20 protein-coding genes are annotated in these 24,625 nt (G+C 67.0%); 16 read left to right on the top strand and 4 right to left on the bottom strand.

Features of this window, described 5'->3' with window-relative positions; translation table 11 throughout:
* The first annotated feature begins 63 nt into the window (after nucleotides 1–63).
* From J0J10_RS07230 to J0J10_RS07220, 3 genes are all read left to right on the top strand, one after another.
* Nucleotides 64–3,600, top strand: a complete 3,537-nt coding sequence (locus tag J0J10_RS07230; protein ID WP_291645884.1) for an indolepyruvate ferredoxin oxidoreductase family protein — start codon at nucleotides 64–66, stop codon at nucleotides 3,598–3,600.
* A 127-nt stretch (nucleotides 3,601–3,727) separates the two neighbouring features.
* Entirely contained in the window at nucleotides 3,728–4,402 is a 675-nt protein-coding gene (locus J0J10_RS07225; RefSeq protein WP_291635550.1) for a Crp/Fnr family transcriptional regulator, read from the top strand.
* A 209-nt stretch (nucleotides 4,403–4,611) separates the two neighbouring features.
* Nucleotides 4,612–5,811 carry an MFS transporter gene (locus J0J10_RS07220; protein WP_291645883.1) on the top strand — a complete coding sequence of 400 codons (1,200 nt, stop codon included), beginning with the start codon at nucleotides 4,612–4,614 and terminating at the stop codon, nucleotides 5,809–5,811.
* Between the two features lie 162 nt (nucleotides 5,812–5,973).
* Here the strand turns inward: J0J10_RS07220 and J0J10_RS07215 are convergent, their stop codons facing one another.
* Nucleotides 5,974–6,315, bottom strand: a complete 342-nt coding sequence (locus J0J10_RS07215) for a hypothetical protein (RefSeq protein WP_291645882.1) — start codon at nucleotides 6,313–6,315, stop codon at nucleotides 5,974–5,976.
* A 208-nt stretch (nucleotides 6,316–6,523) separates the two neighbouring features.
* On the opposite strand from J0J10_RS07215, the gene J0J10_RS07210 reads away from it, so the two are divergent.
* From J0J10_RS07210 to J0J10_RS07170, 9 genes are all read left to right on the top strand, one after another.
* Complete coding sequence (locus tag J0J10_RS07210; RefSeq protein WP_291645881.1) at nucleotides 6,524–7,684, top strand: cytochrome P450; 1,161 nt, start codon at nucleotides 6,524–6,526, stop codon at nucleotides 7,682–7,684.
* 240 nt (nucleotides 7,685–7,924) lie between these two features.
* Nucleotides 7,925–9,913 carry an AMP-dependent synthetase/ligase gene (locus tag J0J10_RS07205; protein WP_465247171.1) on the top strand — a complete coding sequence of 663 codons (1,989 nt, stop codon included), beginning with the start codon at nucleotides 7,925–7,927 and terminating at the stop codon, nucleotides 9,911–9,913.
* Nucleotides 9,910–10,725 (top strand): ABC transporter ATP-binding protein, encoded by an 816-nt coding sequence (locus J0J10_RS07200; RefSeq protein WP_291635543.1) that lies wholly within the window; start codon nucleotides 9,910–9,912, stop codon nucleotides 10,723–10,725. The genes J0J10_RS07205 and J0J10_RS07200 overlap by 4 nt, the downstream gene beginning before the upstream one ends.
* Nucleotides 10,726–10,927: 202 nt before the next feature.
* Nucleotides 10,928–11,842, top strand: coding sequence for a branched-chain amino acid ABC transporter permease (locus J0J10_RS07195; RefSeq protein WP_291646025.1), 915 nt, complete (start codon nucleotides 10,928–10,930; stop codon nucleotides 11,840–11,842).
* Nucleotides 11,843–12,010: 168 nt separating this feature from the next.
* Complete coding sequence (locus J0J10_RS07190; protein ID WP_291645879.1) at nucleotides 12,011–13,090, top strand: branched-chain amino acid ABC transporter permease; 1,080 nt, start codon at nucleotides 12,011–12,013, stop codon at nucleotides 13,088–13,090.
* Nucleotides 13,091–13,193: 103 nt separating this feature from the next.
* Complete coding sequence (locus tag J0J10_RS07185; RefSeq protein ID WP_291645878.1) at nucleotides 13,194–14,522, top strand: ABC transporter substrate-binding protein; 1,329 nt, start codon at nucleotides 13,194–13,196, stop codon at nucleotides 14,520–14,522.
* Nucleotides 14,523–14,683: 161 nt separating this feature from the next.
* Nucleotides 14,684–15,529, top strand: a complete 846-nt coding sequence (locus J0J10_RS07180; RefSeq protein WP_291635540.1) for an ABC transporter ATP-binding protein — start codon at nucleotides 14,684–14,686, stop codon at nucleotides 15,527–15,529.
* 46 nt (nucleotides 15,530–15,575) lie between these two features.
* Nucleotides 15,576–16,256: a zinc metallopeptidase gene (locus J0J10_RS07175; RefSeq protein WP_291645877.1), complete on the top strand. Its 681-nt coding sequence runs from the start codon at nucleotides 15,576–15,578 to the stop codon at nucleotides 16,254–16,256.
* A gap of 28 nt (nucleotides 16,257–16,284) precedes the next feature.
* A complete protein-coding gene (locus J0J10_RS07170; protein ID WP_291645876.1) occupies nucleotides 16,285–17,517 on the top strand; it encodes a phenylacetate--CoA ligase family protein in 1,233 nt (410 codons plus the stop codon).
* 61 nt (nucleotides 17,518–17,578) lie between these two features.
* Here the strand turns inward: J0J10_RS07170 and ung are convergent, their stop codons facing one another.
* The gene (gene ung, locus J0J10_RS07165; protein WP_291646024.1) at nucleotides 17,579–18,283 is read right to left on the bottom strand and encodes a uracil-DNA glycosylase; all 705 of its coding nucleotides are present in this window, start codon (nucleotides 18,281–18,283) and stop codon (nucleotides 17,579–17,581) included.
* Nucleotides 18,284–18,448: 165 nt separating this feature from the next.
* Nucleotides 18,449–19,969, bottom strand: coding sequence for a bifunctional metallophosphatase/5'-nucleotidase (locus tag J0J10_RS07160; protein WP_291645875.1), 1,521 nt, complete (start codon nucleotides 19,967–19,969; stop codon nucleotides 18,449–18,451).
* Between the two features lie 179 nt (nucleotides 19,970–20,148).
* Here J0J10_RS07160 and hemH point away from each other — a divergent pair, with 179 nt between their 5' ends.
* Nucleotides 20,149–21,210 carry a ferrochelatase gene (gene hemH / locus J0J10_RS07155; RefSeq protein WP_291645874.1) on the top strand — a complete coding sequence of 354 codons (1,062 nt, stop codon included), beginning with the start codon at nucleotides 20,149–20,151 and terminating at the stop codon, nucleotides 21,208–21,210.
* 123 nt (nucleotides 21,211–21,333) lie between these two features.
* Here hemH and J0J10_RS07150 read toward each other — a convergent pair whose 3' ends face one another.
* Nucleotides 21,334–22,233, bottom strand: coding sequence for an alpha/beta hydrolase (locus tag J0J10_RS07150; RefSeq protein ID WP_291645873.1), 900 nt, complete (start codon nucleotides 22,231–22,233; stop codon nucleotides 21,334–21,336).
* Nucleotides 22,234–22,278: 45 nt separating this feature from the next.
* On the opposite strand from J0J10_RS07150, the gene J0J10_RS07145 reads away from it, so the two are divergent.
* From J0J10_RS07145 to J0J10_RS07135, 3 genes are all read left to right on the top strand, one after another.
* Nucleotides 22,279–22,788, top strand: a complete 510-nt coding sequence (locus tag J0J10_RS07145; protein ID WP_291645872.1) for a MarR family winged helix-turn-helix transcriptional regulator — start codon at nucleotides 22,279–22,281, stop codon at nucleotides 22,786–22,788.
* Nucleotides 22,789–22,862: 74 nt separating this feature from the next.
* On the top strand, nucleotides 22,863–23,843 hold the full coding sequence (locus tag J0J10_RS07140; RefSeq protein WP_291645871.1) for an SPFH domain-containing protein: 981 nt from the start codon (nucleotides 22,863–22,865) through the stop codon (nucleotides 23,841–23,843).
* 1 nt (nucleotide 23,844) lies between these two features.
* A complete protein-coding gene (locus tag J0J10_RS07135) occupies nucleotides 23,845–24,291 on the top strand; it encodes an NfeD family protein (protein ID WP_291645870.1) in 447 nt (148 codons plus the stop codon).
* The last annotated feature ends 334 nt before the right edge of the window (nucleotides 24,292–24,625 follow it).

Genomic DNA, 24,625 nt, shown 5'->3' with positions numbered 1-24,625 from the left:
GGTTGGAGGCCGGCGATACCGTCCCCATAATCCCTGCGGGGTTCGATCTTCGGGAGGTCGCTCATGGCCGAGGCGCAGCAGGACTCCGGGACCGGTGCGCTCCGCGCCGTCTCCCTCGACGACAAATACGACCTCTCGAAGCAGCAGATCTTCCTGACCGGCTCGCAGGCCATCGCCCGCATGCTGCTGGTCCAGCGCGAGCGCGATCGGCAGGCTGGGCTCAGCACCGCCGGCTTCGTCTCCGGCTATCGCGGCTCGCCGCTCGGCGGGCTCGACCAGCAGCTCGCCCGCGCCGGCAAGCAGCTCAAGGCCGCCGACATCGTCTTCCAGCCCGGGCTCAACGAGGACCTCGCAGCGACCGCGATCTGGGGCACGCAGCAGGCCGAGCTTTCCGGCGAGGGCAAGCATGACGGCGTCTTCGCGCTCTGGTACGGCAAGGGCCCGGGCGTCGACCGCAGCGGCGACGTCTTCCGCCATGCCAACATGGCCGGAACCTCGCGCCATGGCGGCGTGATCTGCCTGCTCGGCGACGACCACACCGCCGAATCCTCGACCAACGCCCATCAGACCGAATTCGTCCTCGTCGACCGGATGATGCCGATCCTCAACCCGGCCGGCGTCCAGGAGATCATGGACTACGCCCTGCACGGCTTCGCGCTCTCGCGCTTCGCCTCGGTCTGGGTCGGCATCAAATGCGTCAAGGACAACATCGAATCGACCGCCTCGGTCGACGGCTCGGTTGAGCGCGTCCAGATCGCGCTGCCCGATGATTACGTCATGCCGCCGGGTGGGCTCGGCATCAGGCGCGAACTCGACTTCCTCGACCAGGAGAAGCGGCTTCACGTCCACAAGCGCGAGGCGATCCTCGCCTATCTGCGCGCCAACAGGCTCAACCAGACCGTCCTCTCCGGCGGGCAGGCGCCGCGCATCGGCATCATCACCGTCGGCAAATCCTATCTCGATGTCCGCCAGGCGTTGGAGGAACTGGGCCTCGACGAGTTCAGGGCCAATGATCTCGGCATCCGCCTGTTCAAGGTCGCCTGCCCCTGGCCGCTCGATCCGGCCGAGCTCAAGGCGTTCGCTGCCGGGCTCGACCTCGTCATGGTGGTCGAGGAGAAACGCTCGTTGATCGAGGTCCAGCTGCGCGAGGAGCTTTACGGCTCGGCGCACCAGCCCATGGTGATCGGCAAGAAGGACGAGAAGGGCGACTGGCTCTTCCCGGTCCATGGCGCGCTCGACCCCAATGACGTCGCGATCGCGCTCGGCGCCCGCCTGCTGCAATACCGCGACGATCCGGCGTTGCGCGCCCGGCTGGAGGTGATCGCCACCGCCCAGGACCGACTCGCCGAGGCGATCGAACTGGCGAAGCGCACGCCCTATTTCTGCTCCGGCTGCCCGCACAACACCTCGACCGTGGTGCCCGAGGGCGCGCGTGCCTCGGCCGGGATCGGCTGCCATTTCATGGCGCTCTGGATGGATCGCGATACTGCCGGCTTCACCCAGATGGGCGGCGAGGGCGCGAGCTGGGTCGGCGAGGCGCCGTTCTCGAAGCGCGGCCATATCTTCCAGAATCTCGGCGACGGCACCTACACCCATTCCGGCTCGCTCGCGATCCGCTGGGCCGTCGCCTCGGGCGTCAACATCACCTACAAGCTGCTCTACAACGACGCCGTCGCGATGACCGGCGGCCAGCAGGCCGAAGGCCATCTTTCACCCGACCAGATGGCCCGCCAGGTCGCGGCCGAAGGCGTCGCCCGCATCGCCATCGTCTCGGACGAGCCGACGAAATACCCGCCGGGAACGCTCTGGCCGCCCGGCACGACGCTGCACCATCGCGAGGATCTCGACGCCGTCCAGCGCGAGCTCGCCGCGACGTCCGGCGTCACGCTGCTGCTCTACGACCAGACCTGCGCCACCGAGAAGCGCCGACGGCGCAAGCGCGGCGCCTATCCCGACCCGGACAAGCGCGTCATCGTCAACGAGCTGGTCTGCGAGGGCTGCGGCGATTGCGGCGTGCAGTCGAACTGCGTCTCGGTGCAGCCGCTCGAGACCGAGTTCGGCCGCAAGCGCCAGATCGACCAGTCGAACTGCAACAAGGATTTCTCCTGCGTGAAGGGCTTCTGCCCCTCCTTCGTCACCGTGCATGGCGCCCGGCCGAAGAAGGCGGAGCCGCGCGCAGTGGGCGCCTCGGCGCTCGGCGCCAGCGATCTGCCCGAGCCCGAGGTGCCGGCGCTCGATCGCAATTTCGCGATCGTCGTCACCGGGGTCGGCGGCACCGGCGTCGTCACCATCGGCGCGATCCTCGGCATGGCGGCGCATCTCGAAGGCAAGGGCTGCGGCATGATCGACATGGCCGGCCTTGCCCAGAAGGGCGGCGCCGTCTTCAGCCATGTCCGGCTCGCCCCGACGCCGGACGAGATCCACGCAATCCGCGTCGCCGCCGGCCAGGCCGACCTCGTGCTCGGCTGCGACCTCACCGTCACCGGCTCGAAGAAGGTCTTGGGCGCGATCCGCCCGGGCTCGACGGTGGTGGTCAACACCGCCGAGAGCCTGCCGGGCGACTTCACCCGCAATGCCGATTTCTCGCTACCGACCGAGCGTCTGAAGCGGGCGATCCTGTCAGCGTCGGGCCGCGAGCACACCCATCTCGTCGATGCGACCGCCGCGGCCGTCGCCTTCCTCGGCAATGCCATCGCCGCCAACATGTTCATGCTCGGCTATGCCTGGCAGCATGGCGGGGTGCCGCTCTCGCGCGCATCGCTTCTGCAGGCGATCGCGCTCAACGGCGAGGCCGTGGCGATGAACCAGCAGGCTTTCGAGCTCGGCCGCCGTGCCGCGCACGAGCCGGCCGCCCTCCTCGCCGCGCTCGCAGAGGCGAAGGCCCCGACGCAGGCGCGCCAGCTCTCGCAGACGCTGGACGAGATCATCGCCCGCCGCGTCGACTTCCTCACCGGCTATCAGGACGCCGCCTATGCGGCGCGCTATCGCGACCTCGTCGAGAAGGTCCGTGTCAGGGAGGCGGGCATCCTGCCCGGCCAGAGCGCATTGGCCGAGAGCGTCGCGCGCAATCTCTTCAAGCTGATGGCCTACAAGGACGAATATGAGGTCTCGCGCCTCTACAGCGACGGCGCCTTCCGCAGGCAGCTCGCCGCGACCTTCGAGCCGGACAGCGCCTCCGGCCAGAAGCTGCGCCTCGAATTCCATCTCGCCCCGCCACTGCTCGCCAAGGCCGATCCGAACACCGGCCTGCCGCGCAAGCTGAGCTTCGGCCCCTGGATGATGGGCGCCTTCGGCCTGCTTTCGAAGCTGAAGGGCCTGCGCGGCACCGCCTTCGACGTCTTCGGCTACACGCAGGAGCGCAAGACCGAGCGAAAGCTGGTCGCGGATTACGAGGCGCTTCTGAGCGAGATCCGGACCAAGCTGGCGCCCGAGAACCATGCGCTCTGCGTCGCTCTCGCCGCGATCCCGGAGAAGATCCGCGGCTTCGGCCATGTCAAGGAACGCCATCTGAAGCAGGCCAAGGTCGAAGAAACCGAATTGCTGGTGCGCCTGCGCGACGGTTCGGAGGCGGCGCTCGCCATGCCGAAGGCCGCCGAATAGACTTGGTCGGCCGCCCCTTGTTCCACTCCTCCGGCCGGCACATCCGCTTGAGTTTGCCTGCTGGCTCACCGCATACTCAACCTCAGGTGGGCCGCGAGGCCCGCACCCTGTCTCCGGCGAGCCCGCTTTGATCCCAGCCGAAGAACTGCGCCAGATCGCCTCCTGGTCGCTCGAGCTCACGCCCGAGGAGTTCGATGAGGCTCGGCGCGGGACGACGATCAAGACCTATGGCAAGGGCGCCTATCTCTGCCATGTCGGCGACCGGCTCGAATCCTGGACCGGCGTCGCCGACGGGCTGCTTAAGATGAGCACGACCTCGCGCACCGGCAAATCGGCGACGCTCGCCGGGCTGCGCAGCGGCGCCTGGTTCGGCGAGGGCACGATCATCAAGAACGAGCCGCGACGTTATGATCTCGTCGCCCTGCGCGAGAGCAAGGTGGCGCTGATGCGGCGCCAGACCTTCATCTGGCTGTTCGAGCACTCCGCCGCCTTCAACCGCTTCCTGGTTCACCAGTTCAACGAGCGCCTCGCCCAGTTCATCGGCCTCGCCGAATATGACCGCATGCTCGGCGCGACCGGACGCCTCGCCCGCAATCTCGCCTGGCTGTTCAATCCGATCCTCTATCCGAGCCAGGAGCGGACGCTGGCGATCTCGCAGGAAGAGCTCGGCCTGCTCGCCGGCATCTCCCGGCAGATGGCCAATCAGAGCCTGGCGAAGCTCGCCGAGCTCGGGCTCGTCGAGGTCGGGCACAATGAGGTGACGATCCTCGATCTGGAACGCCTGGCTCGCTACGAGGGCTGAGGCGCGCCGGCGCGGCCGGAGCTCGCCGCCCGGTCGGCCGGTCGGCCGGTCCCCGCATGCACACCACGCAGGGCAGTCAATCCAAGACCGGTATCGACCGCGACGAGCCATTGCAGGAAGACCCGGATCAACGCTGCAGTCTCGCCGGACGATCGAACGGTCGGCCGGAGGGCATGAACAAGCCCGCAGCGAGGCTGGGAGGAACTGGCTTGAAGCTGCCACTATGGGGGAGCGCGCTGAGCGCGACGCTCCTCGTGCAGGTCGTGAGCTCCTTCGCCGCCGCGGCCATTCCTCTCCTGGGTCCGCTTCTCACGCAGCGCTGGAACCTGCCGCCCGAGAGCATCGGCTATGTCTCGGCGACCGTTTCGATCGGCATCTGCTGGTGTCTGGCCTGCGGCGGCCCGATGCTCGATCATCACGGGCCGATCCGGACCCTCCAGCTCGGCCTGGCCTCGATCGGCCTGGGTCTGCTTCTGCTGTCTCAGCCGATCGCGGTGCTCGGATTTTGCGGCGCCCTGTTGATCGGCCTCGGCCTCGCCCCGAACAATCCAGCGGGCAGCACGATGCTGATGCGCACCGCCCCGGCCCGGCATCGCAATCTGATCTTCTCGATCCGGCAGGCCGGCGTCCCCCTCGGCGGCGCCATCGCCGGCATTTCGGTCGCCCCCGCAGTGCTCCTGCTCGGCTTCGGCAAGGCGATCTGGCTGATCGCCGCGATCGTCTTCCTCAGCCTTCTGGCCGTACAGCCCTTTCGGCAACGTCTCGACACGGAGAAGGGGCCGGCGAACCGGGCATGGGCGCGGACCTTCCTGTCACCCTCCGCCTTGCGCAGATCGGCCGCGGTCATCCGCTCCCATCCTTCGCTGCCGCTGCTCACCGCTATCGGCATCGCCTTCTCGATCACGCAGGCGAGCGTCCAGGCCTTCACGGCGACCTATCTGGTCACCAACGGCAAGGATCTCGCCGAAGCCGGCACCTTCGTCGCGGTCCTGCTCGCCGCCAGCACGGTTTCTCGCATCGTCCTCGGCTGGCTGGCGGACAAGCTCGGCCGCAACCTGCTGCTGCTTTGCCTGCTGGCCCTGGCGGCGAGCGCCGCACTGGTACTGCTGGTCTGGTCGGCTGGAGCGCCTGCCTGGACGGTCTATGTCTGTGTTTCCTTCGTCGGCGCGACGTCACTGGGCTGGAACGGCATCTACATGGCCGAGCTGGCACGGCTTGCTCCGCCCGCGCAGATCGGCGAGGTGACTTCGGCCGCCAATCTCTTCGGCTTTCTGGGCTCGGTCTGCGGGCCGCTCGCCTTCGCTGTGATCGCGAGCGCGACGGGCGGCTTCAACTGGCCCTATCTCATCGTGGCCGGCCAGCTGGCCGCCTGCGCCATCCTGGTATTGCGGCTGCGTAACTGGCGGTGACGCTGCGGCCGGACGCGATAATCCGCCGAGGGCGCGCATGAGGCCAGCCTTGGAGCCGGGGCCGTGCCCAGATCCGCGCGCCTCCTGGCGGACAGGAACTGGTGATCCGGCGCTGTGAGAGCATTTCCCAGATCGCCGCGCGTCCACTCACTTGAAGTGACCCTATGAATCCCCACCCGGCGCGAAGAAGCAGAGCAGCTCGCCGGCATCGTTGATGCACAGATGCCAGAGTCCGTCCGGCGACAGGCGGGATTTCTCATAGGGGATTTCGAGGATCAGCAGTTCGCGGCGCTCGCGCGGCCACATCGGATGACGGCCGGGGGCGATCGTCACGACGAAGCCGGGCGGGCCGGCCCGCACGGCGCTCGCATCGATCCGCGCGCAATCGGCTCCCGAGCAGCAGGCGAACGGATATTCCCAGCCGCTGGGCGCCTCATGGGCGCAGATCCCCTTCGCGCCGGCAGCGAGCATGACCGCTATCGTGATCGAGGCAAGAACGCGCATGGGCCGATCCCCGGCTCGAAACTCCTGCCGGAATGCGGTGGATCAAAGGCGTTGCGCGGACCGGTTCACCGATGGGCCAACTTATGGTAGCAGACGCGCATGACCGCATCCATCCGGCTTCGCTGACCGCATCGAGAGCTAAGTCCGCAGCCCGCCTCACCGAGCGCGGGAGCGATCGATTTTGCCTTGATGACGAAAGCGAACCGAAATGCGTACCTTCGAACTGCCTTCCGACCCCGCCTTCTGGCAGGATCCGGCGCCCTTCTTCCAGGATGCCCTCGCCTCCGGCGGCGGACTCTTCACATCCGCCAGCGGCCTTGCGGTGCTGGGCTATGACGCCCTCTTCGAACTCGGCCGCGACCCGCGCCTCGACGGCCACCCCTTCCCCGAGGGCGATTTCGGCCCCGACAAGGCCGACATCCACGCGCTGCTGCGCTGGGGGCTGTTCGCACTGACCGGGCCGCAGCATCGCGCGCTGCGCCAGGCCGTGATCGGCGGCCTCTCGACGCGGCGCGTCGAGGCGCTGCGGGCGACCCTGCGTCTGCAAGCTCGTGAACTGCATGGGGCAATGCTGGAGCAGGCGCGGCCCGACCTGATCGCGAGCTTCGTCGCCCCGCTGGCCGCTCGCGCCTTCTGCGCCCTCACCGGTATAGATCCCGATCACGCCGGCGCGATCGCCGCGGCGATCGCCGAGATCGGCGGCCAGCTTTCCTTCGCTCCGGCTCCCGAACGGCTTCCCGCCGCGAACCAAGCGGCGTGGGGGCTGCTGGAGCTGATGCATACGCTTGAGGCTGATGGTTCATCCGCGTTGATCACCGACATCGCCGCACGGCTGCCGCCGGCCAGCCGGGCCAGCGCTGCCGAACTGGTCGCCGCCTTCGCACTCGACGCTGTCGAAACGACGACCTCCGGCGTGTTCTGCGTGCTCGATTGCCTGATAAGACAGCCACAGCTGCATCGGGAGCTGGCGGAGGGACGCTACACCCTCGCCGCGGCGGTGCAGGAAGCGTTTCGGCTGACTTCGCCAACGATCCTGACCGCAAGGATGACGGCGGGCGAAATCCCCTGGCGGGGCGAGACGATTCCCACCGGGACCACGCTCGTCATGTGGTGGCCGTCCGCCAATCTCGATGGCCGGGCCTTCGCGCGGCCTGCTGCATTCGAGCCGGTACGGCCGGCCAGGCGGCACCTAGCCTTCGGCATCGGCGGCCATGGCTGCCTCGGGCGGCAGCTCGCCTCGCTGCTCGCCGAGGAGGCGGCCCGCGTGCTGCTGCTCAACGGCGGCCCACGGCCGGTCAGAACCGGCGAGACGCGGTTCCTGCCGCGCTTCTCGCGATTGAGTGAAAGCGCGCCGATCCGCTTCGATTGACGACAATGCGGCCTCCTTCACGATTGCAGGAGGTCGCAAATCCTTGAAATCATAGCGGAGACGCCGATTCTAAGGCCAGCAGGCCGAATATCAGCGCGATGATATAGCTCAAAAAGCCTCCTGTCTGTCAAGCGCCTCCTTGCACAGCGCCGAGCCAACTGCAAAGCTTGCATGATCGCACAAGGGGCCGACCGGCCCGGACAAACCCGCGACAGACGGGGCGACAGGGTGGAGACGACGATCGTGGCAAGCGGCCCCGCCGGCCAGGCTGACACCTTTCCCAAGTTGCTGGTGCGCAATGCGCGCGAACGGGGTTCGCGCGTCGCCTTCCGGCACAAAGATCTCGGCATCTGGCAATCCTGGAACTGGGCCGAGGTGGTCGAGCAGATCCGCGCCTTCGCCAAGGGGCTCGAGCAGCTCGGCCTGAAGCGCGGCGAGAAGGTCGCCATCGTCGGCTACAACCGCCCGCGCCTCTATTGGTCGATGGCCGCGGCGCAATGGCTCGGCGCGATCCCAGTCCCGGTCTATGCCGACAGCGTCGCCGACGAGATGGCCTATGTGCTCGACCATGCCGGCGCCGTCTTCGCCTGCGTCCAGGATCAGGAGCAGGTCGACAAGATCCTTTCGGTGGCCGAGCGCCTGCCGAACCTGCGCCACATGCTCTATGACGAGCCGCGCGGCCTGCGCGACTACGACCATGGCAAGCTCCACGATATCGGGGACGTGATCGAGGCCGGGCGCGCCGCCCTCAAGGATCCGGCCGCGAGCGCCGCGCTCGAGGCCGAGATGGCGCAAGGCACGGGCTCCGACCTCGCCATCATCCTCTACACCTCGGGCACGACCGGCCGGCCCAAGGGCGTGATGCTCAGCCATTACAACGTCATCACCGCCGCGGAGATCGGCTGCAGCTTCGACGGGCTGAACGAGACCGACGAGATCATCGCCTATCTGCCGATCGCCTGGGTCGGCGACCATGTCTTCTCCTATGCCCAGGCGATCATCGCCGGCTTCTGCGTCAACTGCCCGGAAGGACCTGACACAGTCGTCGACGATCGCCGCGAGATCGGCACCACCTACGCTTTCGCGCCACCGCGCGTCTTCGAGACCATGCTGACCATCACCATGGTGCGCATGGAGGATGCCGGCCCGCTGATGCGCAAGATGTTCCACTACTTCCTCAGCGTGGCCAAGAAATACGGCGAGAAGCTCCTCAATGGCGAGCCCGTGCCGCTCGGGGGACGCCTGCTCTACAGGCTCGGGGACATCCTGATCTACGCGCCTTTGCGCAACCGCTTCGGCCTGACCAACATCAAGGTCGGCTATACCGCTGGCGAGGCGATCGGCCCCGAACTCTTCCGCTTCTATCGCTCGATCGGCGTCAATCTGAAGCAGCTCTACGGACAGACCGAAGCCGGCGTCTACATCACCATGCAGCCGGACGGCGAGATCAAGGCCGACACGGTCGGCAAGCCGGCGCCGCAGGTCGAGATCCGGATCGCCGAGAATGGCGAGGTGCTCTACCGCTCGCCCTCGATCTTCCGCGGCTACTACAAGGACGAGGAGAAGACCGCCGAGACGATGACGGCGGACGGCTATGTCCGCTCCGGCGATGCCGGCTTCTTCGACGAGAGCGGGCACCTCAAGATCATCGACCGCGCCAAGGATGTCGGCAAGCTCAATTCGGGCGAGCTGTTCCCGCCGAAATACATCGAGAACAAGCTCAAATTCTATCCGAACATCAAGGAGGTCGTCGCCTTCGGCCAGGGCCGCGACTACGCGACCGTCGCGCTGAACATCGACCTCACCGCAGTCGGCAACTGGGCCGAGCGCAACAATGTCGTCTACGCCTCCTATCAGGAACTCGCCGGCCACCCTCAGGTCTACGAGATGATGGCCAGGCATGTCGACGAGGTGAACCGGCAGCTCGCCGCCGAGCCGATGATGGGCGGCGCCCAGATCAAGCGTTTCCTGATCCTGCACAAGGAGCTCGACGCCGACGACGGCGAGCTCACCCGCACCCAGAAGGTCCGCCGCGGCTTCATCGCCGAGCGCTACGCGCCGCTGGTCGAGGCTCTGTATGATGGCTCCACCGAAGCCGACATCTCCACCGAGGTGACCTTCGAGGACGGCCGCAAGGGCACGATCTCGGCCCGCGTCAAGATCCGCGACGCGCAGACCTATCCGGTTCAGGCGCCGGCGGCCGCCCTGGCGCCAAAGGAGGCGGCATGAACGCTCATACCATGGCAGCCGCCGGCGCACCGGTGACGCAGAAGGGCGAGGTCCTGCTCTCGGTCGAGAACGTCTCGCTGCGCTTCGGCGGCGTGAAGGCGATCACCGACGTCTCCTTCGACATCCGCAAGGGCGAAGTCCGCGCCATCATCGGCCCGAACGGCGCCGGCAAGACCTCGATGCTCAATTGCATCAACGGTTTCTACCACCCGCAGGAAGGCCGCATCACCTATAAGGGCGTGCGCCGCAGCAAGGTCCGCCCGCACCAGGCGGCCGCCGCCGGCATCGCCCGCACCTTCCAGAACGTCGCCTTGTTCAAGGGCATGTCGACGCTCGACAACATCATGACCGGGCGCACGCTGAAGATGCGCGGCAACCTGTTCTGGCAGCTTTTCCGCCAGGGGCCGGCGATGGACGAGGAGATCGCGCACCGCAAGGTGGTCGAGGACATCATCGATTTCCTGCAGATCGAGCACATCCGCAAATTGCCGGTCGGCAAGCTGCCCTATGGGCTGCAGAAGCGGGTCGAGCTCGGCCGGGCGCTCGCAATGGAGCCCGAGCTCCTGCTGCTCGACGAGCCGATGGCCGGCATGAATCTCGAGGAGAAGGAGGACATGTGCCGCTTCATCCTCGACGTGAACAATCAGTTCGGCACCACCATCGCCTTGATCGAGCACGATATGGGCGTGGTCATGGACCTCTCCGACCGCGTCGTCGTGCTCGAATACGGCCGCAAGATCGCCGACGGCACGCCCGAGGAGGTCAAGGCCAACCAGAAGGTCATCGATGCCTATCTCGGAGTGGCGCACTGATGACCACCGCATCCAGGAACCCGAGTGCAAAGGGGAAGAGCGCATGAGCGACGTCGCCGCGCAGCCCGCGCCCAGCCTCCTCGCCAATGGCTGGATCAGGACCGGCCTGATCACCGCCGCCGTGATCGCAGCGATCGCGATCGGCGCCCGGATCGATCCGTCGGGCACCATTCACAAGGTCTTCGTCGACCCGTTCCAGCAGATGGTCGAGGCCCCCGATCTGCTCGCCCAGACCGTCTGGGAGGGGCTGGTCTCCGGCGTGCTCTATGCTCTGATCGCGCTCGGCTTTGTGCTGATCTTCAAGGCCTCGGGCGTGTTCAACTTCGCCCAGGGCATCATGGTGGTGTTCGCGGCGCTGACCCTGGTCGGCCTGCACGAGAAGGGCGTTCCGGCCTTCCTCGCGGTTATCCTGACGCTCGGCGTGATGTTCGTGCTGGCGGCCACCATCGAGCGCGTGGTGCTGCGCCCGCTGGTCAACCAGCCCGACATCATCCTGTTCATGGCGACCTTCGGCATCACATATTTCCTGATCGGCTTCGGCGAATCCGTCTTCGGCGGCAATCCCAAGCAGATGATCACCAGCGAACTCTATCTGCCCAAGGGCGCGATCGACGCCAAGATCCTCGGCGGCCTCGTCTCCTTCCAGAAGATCGACATCGCCGCGGCGGTCATCGCCTCGCTGATGATCGCCGCGCTCGCCGTCTTCTTCCAGTATACCCGCATCGGCCGGGCCTTGCGGGCGGTCGCCGACAGCCACAAGGCGGCACTCTCGGTCGGCATCTCGCTCAACCAGATCTGGGTGATCGTCTGGTTCACCGCCGGCATCGTCGCGCTGATCACCGGCATCATGTGGGGCGCGCGCTCCGACGTCTCCTTCGCCCTCGAGATCGTCGCGCTGAAGGCCCTGCCGGTGCTGATCCTCGGCGGCTTCACCTCGATCCCCGGCGCCATCGTCGGCGGGCTGATCATCGGCATCGGCGAGAAGCTCGGCGAGTTCTATTGGGGGCCCCTGATCGGCGGCGGCATCGAGAGCTGGCTCGCCTATTTCATCGCGCTCGGCTTCCTGCTGTTCCGGCCGCAGGGCCTGTTCGGCGACAAGATCATCGAGCGGATCTGATGACCGGCCGCGCGAGCCAGGCCGTCTTTCCGGGGCGATCCGCAGGATCGAGCCCGGAAGCCATAACCGCAGGTGGCGCCGGCAAGGGCGCGACCTCTTCGCAAGCGACAATGTTCATGGTTTCCGGGCTCGGCGCTCAGCGCCGCCCCGGAATGACGAGGTGAGCCCGTGTTCTACCGCGAAGCCGGCCAGTTCAAATCGACCTATTCCGCCGACATGGCGGTGTTCCCGATCCGGCAGGACCGGATCGGCATCGCCGTGATCCTGGGCATCGCCTTCGTCGCGATCCCGATGCTGGGCGACGACTTCTTCATCTCCTCGGTGATGATCCCGTTCCTGGTGTTCTCGCTGGCGGCGATCGGGCTCAACATCCTCACCGGCTATACCGGGCTGATCTCGCTCGGCACCGCCGCCTTCATGGGGGTCGGCGCCTATTCCTGCTACAAGCTGACCACGATCTTCCCGGGCGTGAACATCATCGTGCTCATCCTGGTCTCGGGACTGTTCTCGGCGGCGGTCGGCGTGTTCTTCGGCCTACCCTCTTTGCGCATCAAGGGCTTCTACCTCGCCGTCGCGACGCTGGCCGCGCAGTTCTTCCTGCAATGGGCCTTCGTGCGCGTGCCCTGGCTGTTCAACTACAACGCCTCGGGCGCGATCGAGGTGCCGCAGCGCCTGCTCTTCGGCCTGCCGGTGACGGGTGCCACGGCCTCGCCGGAGACGCGCTATTTCGTCTGCCTCGGGCTCGTCGTCATCCTCACCTGGTTCGCCTCGAACCTCGTCCACGGCAAGATCGGCCGCTCCTGGATGGCGGTACGCGACATGGACATTGCCGCCGAGCTGATGGGCATCAAGCTGCTCAACGCCAAGCTGCTCGCCTTCGCCGTCTCCTCCTTCTATGCCGGCGTCGCCGGAGCGATGATGATCTTCTTCTGGTACGGCACGGCCGAGGCCGCCGACGTGTTCAACATCCGCCTCTCCTTCAACATCCTGTTCATGGTCATCATCGGGGGCCTGGGCTCGCTGATCGGCTCCTTTCTGGGCGCGGCCTTCCTCTCGATCCTGCCGACCGCGCTGAAGTTCGGGCTGCCGGCGCTGGGCGTGCCGCTGACCGGCGCCACGGCCGAGCACGTCACCTTCATGCTGGTCGGCGCGCTGATCATCGTCTTCCTGATCGTCGAGCCGCACGGCCTCGCCCGGCTCTGGCAGATCGGCAAGCAGAAATTGCGGACGTGGCCTTTCCCCTATTGAGGCGGGGACGAGGCCCAAAGGAAACGACCTGCGGCAATACACAAGCCGCAGGCAGAACGACGGAACGGCTCGGCCGCATCCGACGCCACCCACGGAGGAAGCAATGATGAAGAGCAGCATGATCAAGGGCGTCGCGCTCGGCGCGCTTCTGGCGGCGGGTGCCGTCGTCGCGCCTGCTTCGGCGCAGGATACGATCTACTTCTCCAACAACGCCTACCGCACCGGACCGTTCTCGGGCTCCGGCATCCCGATCGGCGACGGCATGCGCGACTACATCTCCATGATCAACGAGCGCGACGGCGGCGTGAACGGCGTCAAGATCGTCTACGAGGAGTGCGAGACCGGCTACGACACCAAGAAGTCGATCGAGTGCTACGAGCAGGTGAAGTCGAAGACGATCGTCTACAGCCCCTGGTCGACCGGCGCGACGCTCGCCGCGATCCCGCGCGCCCATGTCGACAAGCTGCCGATCCTGTCGATGGCCTATGGCCTCTCGGCCTCGGCCGACGGCACGAGCTTCCCCTGGGTCTTCATCCCGCCGCTGACCTATTGGGACGGCGCCTCGGTGATGGTGAAGCACATGGCGGCCGAGCTCGGCGGCATGGACAAGCTCAAGGGCAAGAAGCTCGGCCTGATCCATCTCGACGCGCCCTTCGGCAAGGAGCCGATCCCGGTGCTCGAGAGCCTCGCCAAGAAATACGGCTTCGAGCTCAAGCTCTATCCGGTCGCCGCCGCCGACATGCAGAACCAGGGCTCGCTCTGGCTCTCGATCCGGCGTGACCGGCCCGATTTCCTCTACAACCAGGGCTGGGGCGCGATGAACCCGACCGCGGTCAAGGAGGCGATCAAGAACAACTTCCCGATCAACAAGCTGGTCGGCGTCTGGTGGGCCGGCGGCGATGACGACGCCCGGGCCGGCGGCGCCGAGGCCAAGGGCTACAGGTCGCTGAACTTCAACGCGGCCGGCCAGGATTTCCCGGTGATCCAGGACATCCTCAAGCACGTGGTCGAGAAGGGCAAGAGCACCACGCCGAAGGAGAAGGTTGGCGAGAACCTCTATAATCGCGGCGTCTACAACTCGATGCTGGTCGTCGAGGCGATCCGCACCGCCCAGAAGCTGACCGGCAAGAAGGTGATCACGCCGGAGGACATGCGCCGCGGCCTGGAGAACCTCAATATCGACGAGGCCCGGCTCAGGGAGATCGGCATGGCCGGCTTCGCCTCCCCGGTGAAGGTCAGCTGCACCGACCATTCCGGCCACCACAAGGCCTATGTCGCCGAATGGGACGGCGCCAAATGGACCCGCAAGGGCGACTGGATCGAGCCGATGAAGGAAGAGGTCCGGCCGCTGATCGAGGCCGCCGCCAAGGACTATGTCGAAAAGGCCGGCAATTGGCCCAAGCGCACCGAGTCCTGCGAGAAGTCGTCCTGATCTGACGAGCGCGAATCCTTCTCCCCTCCGGGGGAGAAGGTGTCTGCGAAGCAGACGGATGAGGGAGGTCTTGCACCCGCCCTCATCCGTCCTTCCCTCATCCGACCCGGCTCACGCCGGACTACCTTACTTCCCCAAGGGGAGAAGGGAAGGAGCGCACGATGTCCACCGCCACCCTCGAACAGCCCGCCCCGGTGACCGCGACGGACACGATCCTGTCGCTGAACAACATCGAGGTCATCTACGACCATGTCGTGCTGGTGCTGAAGGGCGTCTCGCTGACCGTGCCGCGCAAGGGCATCGTCGCGATCCTCGGCGCCAACGGCGCCGGCAAGACCACGACGCTCAAGGCGATCTCCAACCTGCTCAAGGCCGAGCGCGGCGAGGTCACCAAGGGCTCGATCGTCTTCGACGGCGAGCGCGTCGACAGGATGTCGCCGAACGAGCTGGTCAGGCGGGGCTGCATCCAGGTCATGGAAGGAAGGCACTGCTTCGGCCATCTCTCGATCGAGGAGAACCTCCTGACCGGCGCCTTCACCCGGCGCGACGGCAATGCCGCGATCAAGCGCGACCTCGAGAAGATCTACGAGCTCTTCCCCCGTCTGAAGCAGCGCCGCAACTCGCAGGCCGGCTACACTTCCGGCGGCGAGCAGCAGATGTGCGCGGTCGGCCGCGCCATGATGTCGAAGCCGAAGATGATCCTGCTCGACGAGCCGTCCATGGGGCTGGCGCCACAGATCGTCGAGGAGATCTTCGAGATCGTGCGCCGGCTCAATGCCGAGGACGGCGTCTCCTTCCTCGTCGCCGAGCAGAACACCAACATGGCGCTGCGCTACGCCACCTATGGCTACATCATGGAGACCGGCCGCGTCGTCATGGACGGCGAGGCGCAGATGCTGCGCGAGAACGAGGACGTCAAGGAATTCTATCTCGGCGTCGCCGAGGGCAACAAGAAGTCGTTCCGCGAGGTCAAGAGCTACAAGCGCCGCAAGCGCTGGCTGTCCTGAGAGCGCCGTCGCGAATCCGCCGCAGGAGGGGTCCAGGACCAGACCCATGCTCTATCTCGTCATCGTTCTCCTGCTCCTCGCGCTGATCTTCGGCCCGCAATTCTGGGTCCGGCACGAAATGGAGAAACATGCGGGAGCGCGGCCCGATCTGCCGGGAACCGGCGGCGAGCTCGCCCGCCATCTGCTCGACCGGTTCCAGCTCGGCACGGTCGCGGTCGAGACCACCGCCGCCGGCGACCATTACGACCCCGATTCGCGCGCGGTGCGGCTCTCGCCGGACAATCATGACGGGCGCTCGATCACCGCTGTGGCGGTCGCGGCCCATGAGGTCGGCCATGCCATCCAGCACGCGCAGGGCAGCACGCTGTTTAGCACCCGGACCGGGCTCGCGCGTCTGCTCCTCCTGGTCGACAAGGTTGCGATGGTCGTGCTGGTCACCGCCCCGCTGGTCGCGATCCTGACCCGCGTGCCGTCAATCGCCCTGATGCAATTCGGCCTTGCCATCGCCCTGCTCGGCATCGGCCTCGTCGTGCATCTGGTGACGCTGCCGCTCGAATTCGACGCCAGCTTCGGCAAGGCGCTGCCGATCCTGACCAATGACGGCTATCTCCATCCCGGCGACGTGCCGGCGGCGCGTGGCGTGCTGCGGGCGGCGGCGCTGACCTATGTCGCGGGCGCGCTGGTCGGGCTGCTGAATTTTCTGCGCCTCCTGCGCTTCATCCGATGATCGACACCATTCCCCGAGGACCCGAGCGATGAGCGAGCATTACGACGATCTCGAAACGCGATCGCCGCCGGCGCGCGAGGCCGCCCTGTTCTCCCGGCTGCCCGCCGTGCTCGCGGCGGCGCTGGCGACGCCGGGCTACCGCGCCCATCTCGGCGAGTTCGACCCCGCCAGCATTGGCGACCGCGCCGCCCTCGCGCGCCTGCCGGTGCTGCGCAAGGCCGACCTGCCGGAACTCCAGCGGGCGGCGCCGCCTTTCGGTGGCTTCACCAGCGCCCCGCTCGGCTCCTTCGGCCGGCTTTTCACCTCGCCCGGGCCGATCTTCGAGCCGGAGGGCACCGGCATCGACCCCTGGGGCACGGCGCGCGGGCTGTTCGCAGCCGGCTTCCGCAAGGACGACATCGTCCTCAACACCTTCGGCTACCACCTGACGCCCGGCGGCTTCATCATGGATTCCGCCGCCCGCGCGATCGGCTGCGCCGTGATCCCGGCCGGCCCCGGCAATACCGAGCAGCAGCTCGAGGTCATCTCGGCGTATAGGCCGAGCGCCTATCTCGGCACGCCCGATTTCCTGAAGATCCTGATCGAGGCCGCCGATGCGCGCGGCACCGACATCTCCTGCATCAGGCGCGCCGTGGTCTCGGGCGCCGCCTTCCCGCCCACGCTGCAGGACTGGGTGCGGGCACGCGGCATCGACGCCTACCAGCTCTACGCCACTGCCGATCTGGGCCTGATCGCCTATGAGACCGCTGCCCGCGACGGCATGGTCCTGAACGAGAACCTGATCGTCGAGATCGTCCGGCCGGGCACCGGCGACCCGGTGGCGGAAGGCGAGGTCGGCGAGATCGTCGTCACCAATCTCGACCCGCACCACCCGCAGATCCGGCTCGCCGTCGGCGATCTCACCGCGATCCTGCCGGGTGCGAGCGCCAGCGGCCGGAGCAATGCCCGCATCAAGGGCTGGATGGGCCGGGCCGACCAGACCGCCAAGGTCAAGGGCATGTTCGTCCGCCCCGAGCAGGTCGCCGAGATCGCGCGTCGCCATGCCGAGATCGCCAAGCTCCGCCTTGTCGTCGGCCGCGCCGGCGAGGTCGATACGATGACGCTCAAGGCCGAGATCTATGCCGAGCCGAAGGGTTTCATCGACGCGGTCTCCTCGACCCTGCAGCAGGTCACGAAGCTGAAAGGCACCGTCGAGGTCCTGCCGCTCGGTGCCCTGCCCAATGACGGCAAGGTCATCGCCGACGAGCGGCCGGTGGGATAAACTCGTCTTCGTCGGAAAAGGCGTGGGGAACCCTCTCCTGGAAGGAGAGGGGATCCCGCGCCTACCACGCGACCGGCTGCTCCCCCTTCTCTTTCAGCCATTCATTCGCGCGCGAAAACGGCTTCGAGCCGAAGAAGCCGCGCCGGGCCGAAAGCGGCGAGGGATGGGGGCTGGCGATGACGAGATGGCGGCTTTCGTCGATCAGGCGGCGCTTGGCCTGCGCCGGCGCGCCCCAGAGCAGGAAGACGACATGCGGCCGGGCGGCCGAGACCGAGGCGATGACCGCATCGGTCACCGCGCCCCAGCCGAGGGAGAGATGCGAGCCGGCCTTGCTGGCGCCCTCGCGCACCGTCAGCGCCGTATTGAGCAGGAGCACGCCCTGACGCGCCCAGGATGAGAGATCACCGCCCGGCGACGGCGCCAGGCCGAGATCATCGGCCCGCTCCCGGTAGATGTTGACGAGCGAGCGCGGCAGCGGCGGAGGGCCGACATAGGAGAAGGCGAGCCCATTGGCATGGCCCGGCGTCGGATAGGGGTCCTGGCCGAGGATCACGGCGCGGATCCGGTCGAGCGGCGTCAAGGCAAGCGCGGCCAGAAAGCGTTCCGGTGCCGGCGCGACGATCTCGCCGGCGGCACGTTCGGCATCGACGGCAGCGCAGGCCTGCGCCACCGTCCCATCGCGAAAGACGGAAAGATCGCGCCAGGAAGCCGAGGCGGGCGAAGCGAGAAAGGCGGCAAGCGCCGCATCGAAGGTCGGCATCGTCAATGTCATAGCGATCGGATCATTCACCGTCATTCCGGACAAGCTGCGGCGCGGAGCAGCTTCGGAAGCCATCATAGAGCGTCGCTCCCTATAATGGATTCCGTCTATCCGCTTCGCTGCCGCCGGAATGACGATCCGGTTCTATGCCCAACGACTTGGTACCGCCGCCTATTTCAGCACCGCCCGGCCTTCGATCTTGGCGTCGACCGTGCCGAGCCGACGGACATAGACCATCACCTCATTGGCCATCAGCTTGCCGTCGGTCAGGCCGATCAGCGTCTTGCCACGGCCGAGCGCGACATAGCCGTCGCCGCCATCGAGCAGGAAGTTGTTCGAGGCCACCGTGTACCTGCCGGCAGGGTCGATCGGCTTGTCGTCCACCGTCACCACGATGACGCGCGAGCCCTGCGGCTGCTTCAGATCGGCTTCGAATTTCATCCCCGAGATCACCGGAAAGCGGCCGGCGCCCTGCGGCGCATCGCGCAACCCGTTCTCGATCGCATCCTGCACGTCCTTGCCGGTGATCTCGACCATCACCGTGGCATTGCCGAAGGGCAGCTCGCTCAGGACGTCGCGCCGTGTCAGCTTGTGGCCGGCCGGATACTGCTTGTTGGCGCGGATGCCGCCGGCATTGCTGATGGCGAGCTGCGCGCCGGTCGCGCTGCGGATCGCATCGGCGATCAGATTGCCGATCGCGGTCTCCTGGGTGCGGATCATGGCGGTGCGCGAATCGAGCGGCGCAGCCAGCGTCGCGATCTCGATGTCGAGCTCCTTGGAGAGCTCGGCCTCATAGCCCTTGACGATGGCGGCGACCTCGGGATCGGGCGTCGCGGCGCGGCTGTCGTTGACGCGGAAGGTCGGCGTCCACTCGACCCGGCGATTGGCGCCTTCGCCGGTCGCCTTGGCGGCGATGTCGATCGCGGTGACGTAATTGCCCTCCTCGTTCGACTCGACCATCACCACCTTGCCGTCATAGGCGATGGCGAGATCGTGGTCGTGACCGGTCAGCAGGATGTCGACGACGCGCGAGCGCACGATCTGCAGGTCCGTAGCGCGGTCGGCATGGACGACGCCGACCAGGATGTCGGCGCCTTGCGCCTTCAGCGCCCGCGCTTCGCGCCGCAGCGCCTCCATGGTCGAGGAGAATTTCAGGTCGCCGGGATTGGAGAGCTGCGGCGTCGGATCATAGGTCGTGCCGATGACGCCGACCTTGAAGCCGCCGAGTTCGAAGATCTGCGAATCCTTGTGTCCGGGCAGGAGATTGCCCGCCGCGTCGCGCAGATTGGCGGCGAAGGTCGGGCAGGTCTGGGCGGCGGTGAGCTTGAGATAGTTTTCCTTGCCGAAGTCGAATTCGTGATTGCCGGGCACGAAGACGTCGAGCCCCATCTTGTTCTGCATGGCGACGATATGCGCGCCCTGGTCGAAACCCGACATCAGCGAGGGCGAATAGCAATCACCGGCATGGCAGAACAGCACCGGTACGCCGCGTGCCCGCTCCGCCTTGGCGATGCCCGAGGCCCGGGCGAAGCCGCCGCGGCCCTTGTCGTCGCTCATTTTGTAGATGTCGTTGACGAGCAGCAGGGTGAAGCTCGGAGCGGGCGCCTGTGCCTTCGCCACCGGTGCGGTCGCCGCCATGGCGGCGGGGGCGGCGAGCACGCTGAGCGCGCGGCGACGGGTCATCTTGGTCATCGGCCAACCCCTCCGGATTTTGATTTTCTCTAGATTAGCAAGAGCCGTGCTGGATTGGCGAGATGCCACACACGGCAAAAGTGTGATTGCCGTCGAAACAGCTTCCGCAGTGTCGCACCCCGGCAGCGAAACCGCTCTGCCGACTGGACGAAAGCCGGAACTCGTCTAAATCACAGGCCATGGACAAGCGCATCAAAATCAACGCCGACGCCGCCATCGGGCGGCCGGCGGACCATCCGCAAATCCGCTACGGCCGGATCGGCGTGCTGTTGATGAATCTCGGCACGCCCGAAGGCACGGGCTATTGGCCGATGCGGGCCTATCTCAAGGAGTTCCTCTCGGACCGACGGGTGATCGAGGAGCCGCGCTGGAAATGGTGGCCGATCCTCAACCTGATCATCCTGTCGACGCGACCGGGCCGGAAGGGCAAGGATTACGCCACGATCTGGAACAAGGAGCGCGACGAGGGCCCGCTCAAGACCATCACCCGCTCGCAGACCGAGCAGCTGGCGCAGCGCCTGAAGGGCTTCGCCGGCGACCGCATCGTCTTCGACTGGGCGATGCGCTACGGTTTTCCCGACGTGAAGAGCCGGATCCAGCATCTGCAGAACGAGGGCTGCGACCGCATCCTGTTCGTGCCGCTCTATCCGCAATACGCCGCCCCGACCACCGCGACCGCCTGCGACCATGCCTTCCGGGCGCTGATGGAGATGCGCTGGCAGCCGGCGGTACGCACCGTGCCGGCCTATCACGACGACCCCGCCTATATCGGCGCGCTCGCCACCTCGATGCGGGCTTCGCTCGCCAAGCTCGACTTCGAGCCCGAGATCATCCTCTGCTCGCTGCACGGCATGCCGAAGGAGAACCTGCTCAAGGGCGACCCCTATTACTGCCAGTGCGTCAAGACCTCGCGGCTGCTGGGCGAGGCGCTCGGCCTTTCGCCCGAGCGCTTCAGGCTGACCTTCCAGTCGCGCTTCGGGCCGGAGGAATGGCTGCAGCCCTATACGGACGAAACGGTGAAGGCTCTGGCGCAGGGCGGCACCAAGTCGCTGGCCATCGTCGCGCCCGGCTTCTCGGCCGACTGCCTGGAGACGCTGGAAGAACTCGACGGCGAGAACCGCGAGATTTTCCTGCACAATGGCGGCGAGAAATTCGCCTATCTGCCCTGCCTCAACGATTCCGCCGAAGGCATCGACGTGATCGAGGCGCTGGTCCGCCGGGAGCTGATGGGCTGGGTCTGAGGCATCCTGACGCCCTTCCCTCTTTGCCGGTCATTCCGGCCGGAGCGAAGCGCAGTGCCCTCCGATGGATCCCGGGCCGACCCTTGGTCGCCCGGGATGACGGGAAGCGCCGAGGCGCATCGTTCAGCCCACCACGAAGCGCGTCACGCTTTCGACCACCGGCTTCGCCTGCAGGATGCGGCGGTGGCCGAGCCCGCCCGTCTCCTGCAACGTCACGAACGGACCCGCCGCCGCCAGCGCCTCGGCATGGTGGAAATCGAGCTCGCGATCCTGCCGGTCGTGGATCACCAGGGTCGGCAGGCCGATCCCGGCCAGTTGCGCGCGGCCCTCGAAGACCTCGACCGGGTTACCGGCGACGCTGTGGATGCGCTGCTCCAGCGCCGCCTGGCCGCGCCGGCCGAGCCCGATCGTCGCGCCGAAATTACGCGTGATCAGCGCGATCGAGGAGGGCGCCGCGACCAGAGCGAGCCGGCGCGCCGCGACCGGCGGCTGGCCCGGCACGCTGCCCGCCAAGGCGGCGAGCGCGATCGCTCCGCCGAAGGAATGCGTCACGATCGCATGGACCGGGGCGAACACCCGGGCGACCGCGGCGAGCGCCGCGACACCGAGCGGGATATTGAGCTCGGCCCCGGTCGAGGCGCCATGGGCCGGCATGTCGAAGGCGACGACCCTGAAGCCTGCGGCGAGCAGCGGCTCGACGAAAGCGGTCATGAACGCCGCCTCGCTGTTCCAGCCATGCAGCAGGATCACCGTCGGCGCCGGAGCATCGCCGTCTTGCAAGCGAGGCTCCGGTTCGAACAGATAGGTGCTGACCGTCCCGCACGGGTAGGATACCGCCTGCCTGATCGCCGGCGCGAGTCGGGCGCGGGCGGCCGCGATCGCCTTGCCGGAGCGGCTCTCGGAAGCGGGGCGGCGCGGCGGGGTACAAAAGAGCTTGAAGGCGGCGCGCCCGGCCGTGCGGGGCGCGATGAAGCTGCCGATGCGGACGAGAGGACGAATGACGCGAAGGGCTGCGCTGGGCATGATCGGGAACCCTGTTTGTTCAGTCTTGAACTACTATGTTCAGCCATGAACAAAATGCAAGAGCCGATTTCCGCACCGGCAGGTGAGCCGGCAGGAGAACCTGGAGGCACCGGCGGGACCGGGCTGCCCTGGGATCTGCCGCGCTTCAAGAACTGGCTCGCCGTCGCGCGCATGCACCAGCTCTGGAAGAAGGTGTTTTCCGAGGCGCTGGTGCCGCTCGGCATCCAGCTCGCCCATTACGACGTGCTCGCCAATGTCTTCCGCACCCCGGGACTGACGCAGCAGGCATTGGCCGAGAAGCTGCTCGTCGGCCGCAGCGCCATGAGCATGCTGCTGCCGGAGCTCGAACGCCGGAACCTGATCGAGCGCCGCAATGACGAGGCCGACAAGCGCGTCCGCCGGCTCTGGCTGACGCCGGAGGGCGAGGCGCTCACCCGCAAGGCCCTGGCGATCCACACCGCCCGGATCGAGGCGATGATGGGCGTCCTCAGCGAGGAGGAATGCAACGCCATCGGTGAGACGATGTGGCGCGTCGTCAAGGCGCTGGAGGGCTGATCCCGACGCGAGCTTGCATCAAAGCTTCGCAATCATCAGCTTGATGGGCACTGGCTGGATTGGAGACTGGTTTCATGGGTCCGTACGGGTTCGACATCGTCGTCGTCGCGCTGGTGGCGCTGGTCATCCTGACCATCGCGCTCGGCGTGCGCACGGTACCGCAAGGCTACAACTACACCGTCGAGCGTTTCGGCCGCTATTCGCGCACGCTCGGCGCCGGTCTCGGCCTGATCGTGCCCTATATCGACCGGGTCGGCCACAAGGTGAACGTCATGGAGCAGGTGCTCGACATTCCCAGCCAGGAGGCGATCACCAAGGACAATGCCGGCGTGCGCATCGACGCCGCCGCCTTCTTCCAGGTGCTCGACGCGGCCAAGGCCCGCTATGAGGTCGCCAGCCTGGACGACGCGCTGATGGTGCTGACCATGACCAATATCCGCACCGTCGTCGGCTCGATGGACCTCGATCAGCTGCTCTCGCATCGCGACGAGATCAACGAGCGGCTGCTGCGCGTCATGGACGCCGCCGCCTCGCCCTGGGGCGTCAAGGTCACCCGCATCGAGATCCGCGACATCCTGCCGCCGGCCGACATCGCCGGCGCGATGAACCGCCAGATGAAGGCCGAACGCGAGAAGCGCGCCGCCGTGCTCGAGGCCGAGGGCCTGCGCCAGGCCGAGATCCTCAAGGCCGAAGGCCAGAAGCAGTCGCAGATCCTCGCCGCCGAGGGCCGCAAGGAGGCCGCCCTGCGCGACGCAGAGGCGCGCGAGCGTCTCGCCCAGGCCGAGGCGAACGCCACCGCCATGGTCAGCGAGGCGATCAGCCGCGGCGACATCCAGGCGGCCAACTTCCTGATCGCCGAGCGCTATACCGACGCCCTCAAGGCGATGGCCAGCGCCAGCAACAGCAAGCTGGTGATCGTTCCCATCGAGGCCGCCGCGCTCGCCGGCACGGTCGGCGGCATCGCTCAGCTCACCAAGGCGGTGTTCGGCGAGGACGCAATCGAGAGCCGCCGCACCGGCTCGGTGCCGGCCGCCGGCCGCAGCCCCGGAGCCTGATATGCTCGACTGGTTCGCCTCCTTCGGCGGCTGGGCCTGGATCGCGCTCGGTCTCGTCCTGATCGGCGGCGAGACGCTGGCGCCGGGTGTTTTCCTGCTCTGGCTCGGCCTCGCCGCCCTCGTCACCGGCGCCGTGGTCGGCCTGACCGGCATCGCCTGGCAGGGGGCCTGGCTCGTCTTCGCCGCCCTCGCCATAGTCAGTGTTCTCGTCGGTCGCATCGCGACAAGGCGCAAGGACGAGGAGCCCGATGCCGCCCACGGTCTCAACGATCGCGGTCGGCAACTGATTGGCCGGGTCTTCAAGCTCGAGGCGACCATGACCGGCGGCGAGGGGCGCGTCCGCGTCGGGGATTCCTCCTGGCGCGTCACCGGCCCGGAACTGCTCGCCGGCTCCGAGGTCCGCGTCGTCAGGGTCGAAGGCGCGACGCTGATCGTCGAGAAGGCCTGAACCGCCGCTGCTGCTCCCGTCTGCTTGCACCGAATGCGACGGATGGGCTTAACCCGCCATTGAGCCTTGCGCGTCCCTGCCATGGACCGGCATGGCCGGTGCTGGCATGACGACACCGCGCCGCGCTCCCTCGGGCCCGCGACAAGCCGGAGCGACACGTCATGAGCATCCCGCACGGACCGATCGACTTCTTACTCGCCGCCGCCCTCTCACTGCTGATCGCAGCCTTGGCAGCCGGCAGCGTCCTTGCCTGAATCCGAGCAGATTCAGGCGTGATTCATCCTGAATCGACCGTTCACCATCTTGCTGAACCGGCGATTCACCCGGGCCTTCG

It is taken from the genome of Allobosea sp., from assembly GCF_017308075.1.
Taxonomy (GTDB): Bacteria; Pseudomonadota; Alphaproteobacteria; order Rhizobiales; family Beijerinckiaceae; genus Allobosea.
This window is presented reverse-complemented; position numbering and strand designations above follow the sequence as displayed.

Coding starts and splice junctions, on each gene's coding strand:
- J0J10_RS07175 (WP_291645877.1), top strand. CDS start 15,576: ATGCTCTATCTCGTCATCGTTCTCCTGCTCCTCGCGCTGATCTTCGGC.
- J0J10_RS07180 (WP_291635540.1), top strand. CDS start 14,684: ATGTCCACCGCCACCCTCGAACAGCCCGCCCCGGTGACCGCGACGGAC.
- J0J10_RS07185 (WP_291645878.1), top strand. CDS start 13,194: ATGATGAAGAGCAGCATGATCAAGGGCGTCGCGCTCGGCGCGCTTCTG.
- J0J10_RS07210 (WP_291645881.1), top strand. CDS start 6,524: ATGCGTACCTTCGAACTGCCTTCCGACCCCGCCTTCTGGCAGGATCCG.
- J0J10_RS07135 (WP_291645870.1), top strand. CDS start 23,845: ATGCTCGACTGGTTCGCCTCCTTCGGCGGCTGGGCCTGGATCGCGCTC.
- hemH (WP_291645874.1), top strand. CDS start 20,149: ATGGACAAGCGCATCAAAATCAACGCCGACGCCGCCATCGGGCGGCCG.
- J0J10_RS07230 (WP_291645884.1), top strand. CDS start 64: ATGGCCGAGGCGCAGCAGGACTCCGGGACCGGTGCGCTCCGCGCCGTC.
- J0J10_RS07150 (WP_291645873.1), bottom strand. CDS start 22,233: ATGCCCAGCGCAGCCCTTCGCGTCATTCGTCCTCTCGTCCGCATCGGC.
- J0J10_RS07215 (WP_291645882.1), bottom strand. CDS start 6,315: ATGCGCGTTCTTGCCTCGATCACGATAGCGGTCATGCTCGCTGCCGGC.
- J0J10_RS07145 (WP_291645872.1), top strand. CDS start 22,279: ATGAACAAAATGCAAGAGCCGATTTCCGCACCGGCAGGTGAGCCGGCA.
- J0J10_RS07170 (WP_291645876.1), top strand. CDS start 16,285: ATGAGCGAGCATTACGACGATCTCGAAACGCGATCGCCGCCGGCGCGC.
- J0J10_RS07160 (WP_291645875.1), bottom strand. CDS start 19,969: ATGACCAAGATGACCCGTCGCCGCGCGCTCAGCGTGCTCGCCGCCCCC.
- J0J10_RS07200 (WP_291635543.1), top strand. CDS start 9,910: ATGAACGCTCATACCATGGCAGCCGCCGGCGCACCGGTGACGCAGAAG.
- J0J10_RS07195 (WP_291646025.1), top strand. CDS start 10,928: ATGGTCGAGGCCCCCGATCTGCTCGCCCAGACCGTCTGGGAGGGGCTG.
- J0J10_RS07140 (WP_291645871.1), top strand. CDS start 22,863: ATGGGTCCGTACGGGTTCGACATCGTCGTCGTCGCGCTGGTGGCGCTG.